The organism is Klebsiella sp. KPN54798 (assembly GCF_021184225.1).
GTDB classification, from domain to species: domain Bacteria; phylum Pseudomonadota; class Gammaproteobacteria; order Enterobacterales; family Enterobacteriaceae; genus Klebsiella; species Klebsiella pneumoniae.
In genome coordinates this window covers 839,769-852,297 of sequence record NZ_CP089234.1, presented here as the reverse complement: position 1 = coordinate 852,297, position 12,529 = coordinate 839,769, and the positions used below count along the sequence as shown (strand labels likewise).

Sequence of the window (12,529 nt, the reverse complement as noted above, 5' to 3'; positions counted from 1 at the left end):
AAAGAAATAGCTATTCGTTAACGTTCACGCCGCTGCAGATGCTGACGCAGCCAGCTGCCGGCCGCTCCCGGCGGCGCTTTCTTATTCCACAGCAGATCGACTGAAATCGCCCGCGGCCAGCCGGGGATATCGAGCGCCACCAGCCCGCCCTGCGGCGCAAACTCCGCCACCAGCGCGCTGGGCAGAATGCACCAGCCGAACCCCTGCGCCGCCATGCTGAGCAGCAGCAGGTAGTTTGGCGCCGACCAGACCTGGCCTGCGGCAGGTTCGGTGGCGCTGGCCAGAAAGGTGCTCAAACGCAGCTCGCGCCAGCTGCGCAGCTCATCCCAGGCGACCTTACCCTGCGCCGCCAGCGGATGGCCAGGGGCTACATAAATGCCCATCGCCGTCTGCAGCGGCAGGCGGGTGCTGCCGATATCGGTGGGGTAGCGCTCCCTCGCCTCAATCAGCCCCACCTGGGCGCGGGATTTTTGCAAGAGATCGATCACATCCTCGTCTTCGCCAATCAAACACTCAAACTCGGTATGAGGAAAGCGGCGGTCAAACTGCACCAGCAGATCTTCCAGCACGTCCGGGTGCAGAGTATCGGAGAGCACGAAGGTCAGCCGCGGCTCCGTCTCGCCGGACAGCGACACAGCCAGTTCGTCCAGCCGCTCGCTGGCGGCAAGAATCGCTTTGACATAGCTCAGCACCTGCTCCCCCTGCGGGGTCAGCGTCGGTTGCCGCGTTGCCCTGTCAAAGAGGATTACACCGAGATCGGCCTCCAGATTGGCGATGGCGGTACTGATCGTCGACTGACTTTTCCGCAGGCGGCGGGCGGCGGCGGAGAACGATCCGCTGTCGACCGCCTCGACAAAGGCGGTTAAGGCTTCCGGTGAATAACGCATGATGTATCTACAATATCGATGGGTCCTATCTTTTGTTTATCATATTTTTCCATAAACTGCCGGGTAATTTCCTGTTCAGGCTAAAACTGGAGGTAGCTCGCCATGCAACAGACCCCACATCAGCGCAAGACGCTCACCGAACGCGTTATCCACGCCATCACCTTCGAAGGACTGGCGACGCTGATCCTCGCCCCTACCGCCGCCTGGCTGATGCAGCGCTCGGTAGTGGAGATGGGCGGACTGAGCATTCTGCTCGCCACCCTGGCGATGGTATGGAACATTATCTATAACGCGGCGTTCGATCGCCTGTGGCCGGTCTCCCGCTTCCCCCGCCAGCTGAAAGTACGCGCCCTGCACGCGCTCGGTTTCGAAACCGGATTCGTCATCATTGGCGTCACCATGGTGGCGATCGTGCTGGGCGTCTCGCTGCTGCAGGCGTTTATGCTGGAGATCGGTTTTATGCTTTTCTTCCTGCCCTACACCATGGCCTTTAACTGGGTATGGGACACCCTGCGCGAGCGCGTTATTCGTCACCGCCGCCCGCGCCAGACGGCGCGCGGTTAATCCCGGCGCGGATCTTCGACGATCCGCCGCGACTTTATCACCAAAAACTATCGCAACAGACGAACCATAAATATGGTAAATTGCACTCCTTTTTTTTGGTTTGACGGTTGATAAAGTCGCATAATGTCTAAAATTTGGTCTAAAGAAGAAACTCTATGGAGTTTTGCCTTATATGGCACTGCAGTAGGCGCTGGGACGCTATTTCTACCGATCCAGCTGGGTTCGGCTGGCGCCATTGTGCTGTTCATCACCGCGCTGGTCGCCTGGCCGCTCACTTACTGGCCCCACAAAGCGCTGAGCCAGTTTATTCTCTCGGCCAATATCGCGCCGGGAACCGGGATCACCGGCGCAGTTAATCACTACTATGGTAAGAAAATTGGCAACCTGATCACCGGCCTCTATTTCCTTGCCTTCTTTGTGGTGGTGCTCATCTACGCCGTGGCCATCACCAACTCGCTGGCCGAACAGGTGGCGCATCGCACGCCGATGACCCCAGGGCTGCGTGCGCTGCTAAGTCTGGGGGTCGTGCTGGTCCTCAACCTGATCTTTCTCATGGGACGGCAGGTCACCATCAAGGTGATGGGCTTTCTGGTCTTCCCGCTTATCGCCTGTTTCCTGTTTCTCTCCCTCTATTTAATCCGCGACTGGCATCCGGAGCATCTCACCAGCCAGATGCAGTTCAGCCCGCAGACGCTCCACCAGGTCTGGATCTCTATTCCCGTGATGGTTTTCGCTTTTAGCCATACGCCGATCATCTCGACTTTTGCTATCGATCAGCAGGAGAAACACGGCGACCTGGCCATGGGTAAATGCAAAAAAATCATGAAGGTGGCCTACACCATCATCTGCGCCAGCGTGCTGTTTTTTGTCTTCAGTTGTCTGCTGGCGATCCCGGCAACCTATATAGAGACCGCCCGCGATCAGGGGGTGACTATCCTCTCCGCCCTGTCGATGGTGCCAGGCGCGCCGGGATGGCTGGCGGTGACCGGCATCATCGTCGCCGTCGTCGCTATGTCGAAGTCGTTTCTCGGAACCTACTTCGGAGTGATTGAGGGCGCCAGCGAAATCGTCAAAAGCTCGCTGGGCCTGCTGGGCGTGCGTAAGAGCCGCGCTTTCAACCGCGCGATGTCGATCCTGCTGGTCTCCGCCTTCACTTTTGCGGTGTGCTTTATCAACCCGAATGCGATCTCAATGATCTACGCTATCAGCGGACCGCTTATCGCCATGATCCTGTTTATTATGCCCACGCTGTCGACATGGCTCATTCCGGCGCTGAAGCCGTACCGCTCGGTGGGTAACGCCATTACGCTGGTGGTAGGCCTGCTCTGCGTGTCGGTGATGTTCTTCGGCTAATCCCCTCTGGCGACAGCGGCTGCCTGAGCTGCTGTCGCACATTCTGACAATATTCTCCCCCTTGCCTTCCTTGTGAGCGGATTACACTTACGGCTTAGCCACCGTGAGGAGAGTTCTTATGTCCAGTGTCACCTTATCCGGTCGCGGCACGCTCGGCGATCACCAGGTCTATCGCTTAGGTTACGGCGCGATGCAGCTGGCCGGCCCCGGTGTTTTCGGCCCGCCCAAAGATCCTGGAGAAGCGGTGCGCGTACTACAGGCCGCCGTCGAGGCCGGGATAAACCATATCGATACCTCTGATTTCTACGGTCCACATGTCACCAATCAGTTGATCCGCAAAGCGCTCCACCCCTACCCTGACGATCTGTGCATTGTCACCAAGGTCAGCGCCCGCCGTGACGAGAAAGGCAACTGGCTACCGGCCATGTCGCCCGCCGAACTGACCCAGGCCGTTGAAGACAATTTGCGTCACCTGGGGCTTGAGGTACTGGAAGTGGTTAATCTGCGCAGTATGCTGAGCCCGCACGGCCCGGTGGAGGGTTCGCTGGAGGCGCCACTCGCCACCCTGCTGGAACTGAAAGAGCGAGGATTAATCCGCCATATCGGCCTCAGCAACGTGACGGCAAAGCAGGTCGCGGATGCGCAGAAAATGACGCCCATCGTCTGCGTGCAAAACCTTTATAACGTTGCCCATCGCGCCGACGACGCGCTGGTGGATGCGCTGGCCGCCCAGCACATCGCCTGGGTGCCCTTCTTCCCGCTGGGCGGTTTTACGCCGTTGCAGGCGCAGGAGTTGAACGAGGTCGCGGCTTCGCTTGAGGCGACGCCGATGCAGGTCGCCCTCGCCTGGCTGCTCCAGCGAGCGCCAAATATTCTGCTGATCCCCGGCACCTCCTCCCGCACGCACCTCGCGGAAAATATTGCCGCTGCCGAGCTGGTCCTGCCCGCGGAAGCGCTGCGCACCCTCGATAATATCGCCACCGCCGCGCGCCGCTGACCTGCCAGACAAAATGGAGGGAACCCTATCCCTCCTCAATATTTGCCTGGAAAAACCTCACCACTACTGGCACTATAGATCCTACAAATGGGGCGTGATCGACGATCGTTCTCTCATTATCCCCGTTAATTAAACTTAAGTTTTTATCCTTCGACCGGTCTCCAGCTTGGAGGCCGTTGTCGTTTTTGTCATGACCAAAATTCGAAACTCTTGATTACAGGAAATACAATATCAAATTCCAAGTTTATACATATCAATCTGGCTGCAAAGATAGTCAATAACATCAAACGCTCATAAAAACATCTGATTAACCCAATCAGAATGTTGCTATTGCTATAAGAAAAATCAAACGCCTCACGACAACTATTTACAAGGGATGCATATGACAGAGGGAACGATAAAGACCAGTAAGTATGAAATTATTGCTATTTTCAGAGAGGAGTTGCGCAAACGTACTGAAATTGAAATATTTTTTAACAACACCAGTATCATAACCCAACTGACGCGCGTGGACTTTGCCGAGTTTCATATTCAGACCCATCGCAAAATCCCGTCCGGGCATAAAATTCGCTTTCTCCTGCATAGCGATTCAGGGAAAATAGAGTTTAATGCGGCCCTGACAAAACATGACAATAGCGGTGTCGATAAAGGTATCCGCTACGCTTTTTCATTGCCTGAATGCCTGCAGGTAGTGCAGCGTCGCCGCGATCCCCGCTTTCGTTTACGCCATGAGCATGACTTTTATTGCCGCGGCCGCCATAAAAACGGCGAAAACTATCTTTTCGATATCAAAGACATTTCAGATGGCGGTTGCGCATTGATGACCAAAACGCCGAATCTTAAATTTCTCAGCCACAACGCCTTACTGAAAAACGCCGTACTTATGCTTGCAGAATATGGCGAGATCACCATCGACCTGGTGGTCAAAAATGTCATTGTTATCACCCTGGATAACGCTAATGAAGAGAGTGAGAGCTACTATCAGATATCCTGCCAGTTTAAGTTCCGCCATCTCGATGACCAGCGCAGAATAGAGAAGATACTGCTGGACCTGATCTTAGAAGCCAAGCGCAAAAAGAGAATCTGACAACCTTGGACAGTATATTGCTGTACACCAATGACAATCTCATTGGTCACTCAATCTATCACTACCTTATTGATAGCCATGAAAATGCCACCCGTCTGAGTTATGCCGATGTCATCCATGAGAAACATCTGCCACTGGCCCAGACGATTATTTTCAATTTAATTAATAAGGATATTTCTGCCATCAGAATCGTCGATCTGCTGAATGCGCTCCGCCTTTCCCTGCTGCGCTGCCAGCAGCCGGTGCTAATGGTGAAAAGCGACATTGTCGGGCTGTGCAGAGAGTTGATAAACTTTGACAATGCTATGATTATTAGCGAGAAATCTCCGCTAACTCTTTTTTCATCTATCGTCCAGCGCGCCAAAGGCGTCAGCGAACTGCCGCCGCGAGGATTGCGCAAACAGCTTTCACCACGGGAGTGTCAGATCCTCGAACTGCTCATTGCCAACAATAATAATAAGCGTATTGCCGCCCTGCTCGGCATTGCTCATAAAACGGTTCATAGCCACCGCATCCATATCATGCAAAAACTGGGTATTGATAATTCCCGCACTATGAATCAGCGTATTGCCGCTCTCCATCAATGCTAAATGTTCTCCCGGTAAATCAGTAGCGGATAAAGCGTACTTATTCGCTGTTGATTTACATTTCCCGCCATTCCCATTAATCATCAGGTAGCCTATAATTAATGTATCCTCTGCCTATTGTCTGACTAACCTCGTGAAGAGGGATAATGAACACTAAAATATTCGAAGACAACATTTTATCTCGTAATGATATCGCTGTACGCTACGTCTTTCAGAAAATGTTTTCCCCACAAGGTACTCTGGTCGCGGTGGAATGCTTAAGCCGCTTTGATAATCTTTCTATTTCCCCCGAAGATTTTTTCCGCCATGCTACCGCCGCCGTTCGTGAACGTATTTTTCTCGAACAACTGGCACTGATTGAAAAGCATAAAGCCTGGTTTTTACGTAACCATATTTCCGCAACAATTAACGTTGATGACCATATCCTGAACCTGTTGCGCCAGAAGGATATAAAAGCCAAAATCGCCGCCCTGACCTGCGTCCATTTCGAGGTAACCGAAAACGCCGAGAATCTGCTGCATAATTCTCTTGCCGCCTGGCAGAGCCCACAGGATACCTCACTGTGGCTCGACGACTTCGGCTCCGGCTACGCGGGAATTAACGCTATTCGCGGTTATCACTTTGACTATGTGAAAATTGATAAGGATTTTTTCTGGCACCTGATGCGCAAAGAGTCCGGCCGCCAGCTGATGGATGCGCTGGTGACCTTTTTATCGCGCAACCATCATAATGTGATTATTGAAGGTGTCGAAAGCGAAGCCCATAAAGAATGGCTGCAGGGAATGGAGTGGTTTGCTATCCAGGGACATTACTGGCGGGAAGTCAGTATTGAACAACTGGTCGCCGATGATATTGCCATGTAAACAAAGCCGGGAATTCCCGGCTTTTTAACGTCACTTAATTATAAACTAATTCCCACGTTGCCCAGCTGGTAATCGGCCCGCTGGTGGCGCTTTTCGGCGTTGGCGAAACATAGCCAACGTAATAGGTGAACAGGCCGCCGCTGACCGCGCTTTCCTGCAAACGCACCTGATTTTGCTGCGGGTCCGCCGGGACAATTTTATTACTCTTATCCAGCGTATTATTATCGTTAGTCGATAGGGCCAGATAAATATTCTGCGCTCCATCCGGCAAGGTATTGGCCAGATACCCGGCGTTTTCGTTACCGACCGCCGTCAGTAAAAAACCATCGACCCAGCGCACGCTGACCCGACGCACCTCATCCTGCGAGGCTGCCCCACCATCATGGCGCAGCTGGCAGTTTGACAGTGCCAGGGTAAACGGCTGCGGTTTCATAAACGCCCCGGCCCCGCGATCGTGGACTTCCGCCAGGCTGACCGGCGCCAGCCAGACATTACCGCTGCCGGCATGCTGGCCGCCGTTTAGCGCGACGCTACAGGAAATATCCGTCACCCGCCCGGCAAAATCGACCCGTCCGCGATCGTAATTGGTCTCAAAACCCCACGCCGAGGGGGCGGCGAGGCTGCCGCAAAATAGCAGCCACGCGATAGTGTTTTTCGGCAATCCCTTCATTCCCCCTCCCGTATTAATCGTACGTCAGGTTAAAGATCATATGCGACTCCACCTCGCCGGTGCTGGTCGTCGGGCCATACTGATAAAAACGCGCGTGCAGCGGTATGGTGATGTAGCGGGTCTCCTGATTATTCAAGCGGCCGACGGTGTATTTCTTATTAAACTGCAGCGGGGAGCCATCCTTCAGCACCTGGATGCCAATGCCTTTCGCCATCCCGCTGCCGGCTTTTTCATTCAGCAAGGCGCCCATGGTAGCGGTAGTGCTGGTGGCCAGGGTACCGGAGAACGAGGTGCTAATGTTGGCATATCCCGTTTCACTCAGGCCGCCGCTGCACTGCAGGTCGATATTAAAATCCTTCCCGCCGGCGGTGGTGCCGACCCCTTTCAGGTCGGTGCGCCGGATGGAACCCACATCGACATTCATATTTTTCCCGCTCAGCACCGAACAGGAGGGCGAGACCACGGTGATGGCGTTGGCGCTCAGATAGGTTTCGAGGATCGGGTTACCGCCGCTCTCCCAGTCGTAGGAGGTGTACTTACCCGCCGCCAGGGTGCCGCTGCCGGTGGTTGCCGCGGTTTTGATAATCTCCAGCGTAAAGCGCGACCCTTCGAGGGAATAGTTGGTGGTGTTATATACCCGGGACGAAAAGACGTCGGGATAGACGATATTTACCGTTGCGCCGCCGCGGCTGAAACGCATGCCGATTCCCGGCACGTTGGTGGAGTAGATTTTATTTCCAAGGTCCGTGGCCCCTGGCGACACGATCTTCGCCGCAAAGCGGTTGGTGCCGGAAGTACAGCGATAGCTTGCCCCGCCGGGAGCGCTCATCGTCCAGTCGCGGGTAAGGATCACCGAGCCCACCGGCAGATCCGGGGGCACCACCACCCTGCCCACCACCATGTCCAGCATCACCGTTGGCGATGAGAGACGCGTACAGGAGGCCCAGGACGAGGTGGTTCCCAGCGCCATTAAGACGATAAAAAGCGTTAGTAATTTCCTCAGCGACATACGCTATCCTTTGTTGTTTGCTGTCCCAGATCCACCGAACACTGCCCGCCGCTCCACTTCACAATCGCGCGTTTGGCGTTCGCATCGCTGATAAACATCATGCTGCCCTGGCCGACAACGCCGATCTCCTTGCCGTCGGGGGAGAAAATACTTGCCGCAAACGGCAACGGCTCGTGGTTCGCCTGGCGCGCCTGCAGGGTGAGGTTGTTCTGCACCTTAGTGCCGAACGCGACCTTAACCACGCTGCCTTCCCACGGCACAACCTGCGCCACGGTGCGATCGAAGGCCACGTCGTCATGGCTGCCTTTCGGGTCGATTTCCACGGCGTTAATCCGGTACGGGCGCAGATACGGCAGGATGGCGTAACCATTGCTGTCCACACGGGTGCCCGGCGATCCCGGAAGCATCGCCCCGGCCGCGTCTTTGGCTTCAATCAGGGCCATCGTCGAGCCGCTTTCCGGTGAGAGCACCACGCCGCCGCTGTGGGCGATCATCGTCCCGCTGGCGCCAATGCCGCTCTGACGATAGCCTTCGCCCTGGCTGTAGCTGCCGTTGAGGGTGGTCCATGGCGTACGGTAGCTGCCGTTGAGCGCCACATCATGCTGACCGCCGGTGGCGGTGGTGGTCGACACGCCGTAGTTAAGGTTGTTTTCACTGTCCAGCGAACCGTTGATACCAATCTGCGAGCTGGCAAAGCGCGAGTTATTGAACGAGGTGTTCGACGTCAGGTTGGCGGTGCGGTTATCGCCAAACCACAGCGGGTAGCTGAAGTTGAGTGAAATACGATCGTCGCGACGATGACCGGAGCTGTCTGGCGTATAGACGCGCTGCGCGCTCGCCGACCAGGAGAGACGACCAAATGAATTGTTGTAGCTGACCTGATACTGCTTCTCGGTCCCGGAGCGGTTCCAGTAATCGGAGATACGGCCGCTGAGATAAAACCCGCCCCAGCCGTCCGGCAGGTTCTGGTTCACCGTGAAGGTCATGCCGTTTTTTTGCCGCCACAGGGTGTAGTTGCTGCGACTATTTTTTTCCTGATCGACGGCGTACAGCGCGTCGTTGAGGTTGTAATAACCTTTCGTCGAGTAGCGATACGCCGCCAACACGATGCTGGTCTGGGTATCGGTAAACATGCGGTTAAAGGTCGCGCGATAGCTCTGACCCGAGTCATCATGGGCATCGCTCTTCAACCGCGAATGGGTGACGTCAAAAGAGAGCGCGCCGATGCCGGTGTTCATCCCGGTCCCCACCAGGAAGGCCTGATAGTCGTCAAAACCGGTGACCCCGGTGTAGCCGGTCAACAGGTTGTTGATCCCGTGCTGCCAGGTCGCCTGATAGAGCATCGGCTTGTTGCGCAGCGCGCTGTCGTCCACTTTACCGGCGGAGAGCGCGTAGCGGGTCATGCCCGGGCGCAGCAGCTGAGCAACGGAGGCGTAAGGCACGCTAAACACTTCTACCGAGCCATCCGCTTCTTTCACCGAGACCTCAAGATCGCTGCCATAGCCGGAAGGATAGACATCCTGCAGGGTAAACGGTCCGGGCGGAACGGTGGTCTGATAGATAATATTGCTGCCCTGACGCACGGTGACGAGGGCGTTGCTCTGCGCCACGCCGCGAATTTCCGGAGCATACGAGCGCATGCCGTCCGGGAACATATTGTCATCGGTGGAAAGATTAACCCCGCGCAGACCGATGGTGTCGAAAAATTCACCATTGGTGAAAATCTGCCCGCCGCTGACGATGGAGTTGAGCTGTGGGATAGGGCGCTGGAGATAGGTCTGGTTGCTGTTCCAGTGCGCTTTACCCTGCTGCTGCTGCCAGTTCAGGTTGCCGATGTGCTTCAGCAGCCAGCCGTCCCACGACAGTCCGGCGTTGACGCCCAGATAGGCGCTGCTGTTATCCGACCCGCCCACCGAAGAGGTATGGCTGTTCCAGGCGTTCGCCATCCAGCCAAGATTGAGCGCGGTAATACCTTTGTCCCAGAACTCCGGGCTGACATAGTTTTTCAGGCGTTGATCTTCATAGATCTGCGGTACCGAAATGTTCAACCGCAGGGAGGACTGGACCAGGTTGTCTTTGACGTTTTCTTCGTTGCGCCAGGATTTGAGGCTACCGCAGTAGCCCTCCTGCTCGCTCAGCTGCGGATTGAGCTTTTCCGCCGCGATGCCATATTGGGCCAGCATCGCTTTGGTGTAGCAGACGCCCAGCCGACCATCTTTATCGCGCGCGATGCGTAAATCGTAGCGCCCTTTCCACTCGTCGTTGGTGTAGACGTCAAGGGAGTAAGTGCCTTCGGTAATCGCGCTGGTCGAAAAGCGCGACAGATCGACCTTTTCGCGACTGCCGACAATAAAGCCGTCGTTAAACTGATATACCGTTCCCGGGTTTTCCTGTCCGCTGGAAAATGGCGGAAAGCAGCACAGCGCGATGGCGATCGCGGTGCTTAATCTTCCCGGGCAGAATGACCTCTGCTTCATTAGCTTTTCCCTTATTTAACGGCCACTTTCACTGCGACATCGGCGCCATAGTCATTAATGTTGTTAACGGTCAGGGTTTCGCCGCGGTTGACGGCGGAGGAGAGCGCCACCGTCTGGCTGGACTGCGGCGCCAGCATCACGGTTTTGCTGTTCAGGGCTTTACCGCCGTCGCGGGAAATACGGCTGACGGTAATGTAGAACGGCGTCGGGTTGTTGATGGCGAGACTACTGCCGCTGGCGGTCAGGGTCAGCTTCTCGGCCGCCGCATCGCGGTTGCCCAGTCCGGCAGGACGATAAATAAATTTAAAGCGCGAACGGATCGCCAGCTGCAGCACGTTCTGGCCTTCATTTTTCTGATTGGCCACCACCGGCGGAATTTCCAGCAGATTCAGCCACCACAGCGTCTCTTTATCTTTCGCCAGACCGGCGCTGCTACCGAGCTTAATACGCAGCGTCTGGCCGCTCTTGGCGTCAACGCGCGAAATCGGCGGGGTGATAATAAACGGGGTGGTAATGGTATCCGGTGTGGCATCGGCATCGCCGTTATCCAGCCAGGCCTGCGCCAGCGCCGGACGGTCGGCGTTATTTGAAAGCTGTACCGTTATTTCTTTTTCATTTCCTGGATAAATAAAGCGGGTACCGTTAACAATAATATTGTTGGCATGGGCCGCAAAACTAAAAATGAAACAGAAAAAAAGGGCAATACGCTTCATGCTGACCTCAGAATAAAAATACAAGCGGCGGACATTGCCGCTTTATTATTGTTATTAACTGCCCCATCGCGGGGCAGTTTTATTTTCTGACGGAATTACTGGTAAGTAATTTCGTAAGTCGCGTAGCTGTTAACCACACCGGTGGTTACCGTGGTCGGCGCGCTGGTGGCGTAACCTACGTAGTAGGTGAAACGCGCGCCATCAGCTACAGCGGAAGCGTCGCCTTTCGCTTTCGGCTGAGTGCTGTCACCCGGGATGATTTTGTTGGTCAGCGCGGTAGCGTTGTCAGTAGACAGCACCAGCTGGATGTTCTGAGCACCGGAAGCTTCAGTGTTCGCCAGGTAGCCCTGTTGTTTGCTGGTTGCGCCAGCCAGCAGGTTACCGCCGGTCCAGTTCACGCCCAGTTTGCTTACGTCATCCTGTTTAGTGCCATCAGCAGCCTGGCAGTTAGAGACGTCAATGGTGAAAGATTTCGGTTTCAGGTAAGTATCCGCTGCTGCCGCTTTAACTTCAGTCAGGGTTACCGGAGACAGGTAAACGTTCGCATCGCTGCCCTGGCCGTTAACGGAAACAGTACAGGATACATCGGTAACTTTACCGAAGAAATTAACCTGGCCGCCGCCAACATTGGTATCAGCTGCATGGGCAGCAGTCATGCCAAAAAACGCGGTTGCCATTGCTGCAGAGAGAAGAACCTTTTTCATTGCCATTTCCTTGTCAGAGTGAATTACGAATCAATGAGCACACTGTGAATTCGCATAGAACCAGAAACATCAGGCGATGCTGATTTATGCCACTGCTAATAGAATCTTCGACTGACCGGGAGCCGCAATATTTAAGGCGTCAGGTAACGAACCTAAAAATATAAGTTCGCTGGTGCTATCGGCGTCAAAGAATGCTATTTATTCGCCGACAAATATACATTTGTTCACGTTTCATTAAGTTATATAACAGATAACCATCGACTATTAATAAACAGTCATTGATAGATGAAAACGCGAGGGTGGTTGTTTACAGCGCAGCAAGCCTAACGCCAGAGCGAGAGAAAGTGACCGCAACAGCATGCAGAAAAAGCCCTCGGAAGGCCATCGCGATAAGTCTGAATCTGCCTTTGCGGTGGTGAAAACAGCACCAAACCATTCACACAACGAATGGTGAAAGCATGAATGAGGCGCATTCCTCTCCCTGAACAAGGGCAGCCCATGTGATACCCCCTTTCAGAAGCAAATCATTAATTGATTGTTTTTAAATTAAAAAATAGATAAACGATCATGTTTACGCCATCAAACCGCCATAAAAATGTGATCTAAATCGCACTTTTT

At 54.5% G+C, this 12,529-nt stretch carries 12 protein-coding genes; 6 read left to right on the top strand and 6 right to left on the bottom strand.

Translation table 11 applies throughout. The features are described 5' to 3' along the window. Positions 1-17: 17 nt before the first annotated feature. Complete coding sequence (locus LPQ25_RS04250) at positions 18-887, bottom strand: LysR family transcriptional regulator (RefSeq protein ID WP_002916055.1); 870 nt, start codon at positions 885-887, stop codon at positions 18-20. 102 nt (positions 888-989) lie between these two features. Between LPQ25_RS04250 and LPQ25_RS04245 the strand changes: the two genes are divergently transcribed. From LPQ25_RS04245 to mrkJ, 6 genes are all read left to right on the top strand, one after another. Then, positions 990-1,451, top strand: a complete 462-nt coding sequence (locus tag LPQ25_RS04245; RefSeq protein WP_002916056.1) for a multidrug/biocide efflux PACE transporter — start codon at positions 990-992, stop codon at positions 1,449-1,451. 123 nt (positions 1,452-1,574) lie between these two features. Next, a complete protein-coding gene (locus LPQ25_RS04240) occupies positions 1,575-2,804 on the top strand; it encodes an amino acid permease (RefSeq protein ID WP_002916058.1) in 1,230 nt (409 codons plus the stop codon). Positions 2,805-2,922: 118 nt separating this feature from the next. After that, positions 2,923-3,801, top strand: coding sequence for an aldo/keto reductase family oxidoreductase (locus tag LPQ25_RS04235; protein ID WP_014906966.1), 879 nt, complete (start codon positions 2,923-2,925; stop codon positions 3,799-3,801). Positions 3,802-4,183: 382 nt separating this feature from the next. After that, positions 4,184-4,888 (top strand): transcriptional activator MrkH, encoded by a 705-nt coding sequence (gene mrkH / locus LPQ25_RS04230; RefSeq protein ID WP_004152886.1) that lies wholly within the window; start codon positions 4,184-4,186, stop codon positions 4,886-4,888. Between the two features lie 5 nt (positions 4,889-4,893). Further along, a complete protein-coding gene (gene mrkI / locus LPQ25_RS04225; RefSeq protein WP_004149657.1) occupies positions 4,894-5,478 on the top strand; it encodes a transcriptional regulator MrkI in 585 nt (194 codons plus the stop codon). Positions 5,479-5,621: 143 nt separating this feature from the next. Next, positions 5,622-6,338, top strand: a complete 717-nt coding sequence (mrkJ, locus tag LPQ25_RS04220; protein ID WP_004149658.1) for a cyclic-di-GMP phosphodiesterase MrkJ — start codon at positions 5,622-5,624, stop codon at positions 6,336-6,338. A 34-nt stretch (positions 6,339-6,372) separates the two neighbouring features. Here mrkJ and mrkF read toward each other — a convergent pair whose 3' ends face one another. The 5 genes from mrkF to mrkA all read right to left on the bottom strand — a co-directional run bounded on the left by mrkF (position 6,373) and on the right by mrkA (position 11,911). Beyond that, positions 6,373-7,008, bottom strand: a complete 636-nt coding sequence (gene mrkF / locus LPQ25_RS04215; RefSeq protein WP_002916122.1) for a type 3 fimbria minor subunit MrkF — start codon at positions 7,006-7,008, stop codon at positions 6,373-6,375. 13 nt (positions 7,009-7,021) lie between these two features. Further along, a complete protein-coding gene (mrkD, locus tag LPQ25_RS04210) occupies positions 7,022-8,017 on the bottom strand; it encodes a type 3 fimbria adhesin subunit MrkD (protein ID WP_004149659.1) in 996 nt (331 codons plus the stop codon). Beyond that, the gene (gene mrkC / locus LPQ25_RS04205; protein ID WP_000813718.1) at positions 8,008-10,494 is read right to left on the bottom strand and encodes a type 3 fimbria usher protein MrkC; all 2,487 of its coding nucleotides are present in this window, start codon (positions 10,492-10,494) and stop codon (positions 8,008-8,010) included. The genes mrkD and mrkC overlap by 10 nt, the downstream gene beginning before the upstream one ends. A gap of 11 nt (positions 10,495-10,505) precedes the next feature. Then, on the bottom strand, positions 10,506-11,207 hold the full coding sequence (gene mrkB / locus LPQ25_RS04200) for a type 3 fimbria chaperone MrkB (protein ID WP_000820818.1): 702 nt from the start codon (positions 11,205-11,207) through the stop codon (positions 10,506-10,508). Positions 11,208-11,302: 95 nt separating this feature from the next. After that, positions 11,303-11,911 (bottom strand): type 3 fimbria major subunit MrkA, encoded by a 609-nt coding sequence (gene mrkA / locus LPQ25_RS04195; RefSeq protein WP_000756959.1) that lies wholly within the window; start codon positions 11,909-11,911, stop codon positions 11,303-11,305. Between the last annotated feature and the right edge of the window lie 618 nt (positions 11,912-12,529).

Coding starts and splice junctions, on each gene's coding strand:
- LPQ25_RS04250 (WP_002916055.1), bottom strand. CDS start 887: ATGCGTTATTCACCGGAAGCCTTAACCGCCTTTGTCGAGGCGGTCGAC.
- LPQ25_RS04245 (WP_002916056.1), top strand. CDS start 990: ATGCAACAGACCCCACATCAGCGCAAGACGCTCACCGAACGCGTTATC.
- LPQ25_RS04240 (WP_002916058.1), top strand. CDS start 1,575: ATGTCTAAAATTTGGTCTAAAGAAGAAACTCTATGGAGTTTTGCCTTA.
- LPQ25_RS04235 (WP_014906966.1), top strand. CDS start 2,923: ATGTCCAGTGTCACCTTATCCGGTCGCGGCACGCTCGGCGATCACCAG.
- mrkH (WP_004152886.1), top strand. CDS start 4,184: ATGACAGAGGGAACGATAAAGACCAGTAAGTATGAAATTATTGCTATT.
- mrkJ (WP_004149658.1), top strand. CDS start 5,622: ATGAACACTAAAATATTCGAAGACAACATTTTATCTCGTAATGATATC.
- mrkF (WP_002916122.1), bottom strand. CDS start 7,008: ATGAAGGGATTGCCGAAAAACACTATCGCGTGGCTGCTATTTTGCGGC.
- mrkD (WP_004149659.1), bottom strand. CDS start 8,017: ATGTCGCTGAGGAAATTACTAACGCTTTTTATCGTCTTAATGGCGCTG.
- mrkC (WP_000813718.1), bottom strand. CDS start 10,494: ATGAAGCAGAGGTCATTCTGCCCGGGAAGATTAAGCACCGCGATCGCC.
- mrkB (WP_000820818.1), bottom strand. CDS start 11,207: ATGAAGCGTATTGCCCTTTTTTTCTGTTTCATTTTTAGTTTTGCGGCC.
- mrkA (WP_000756959.1), bottom strand. CDS start 11,911: ATGAAAAAGGTTCTTCTCTCTGCAGCAATGGCAACCGCGTTTTTTGGC.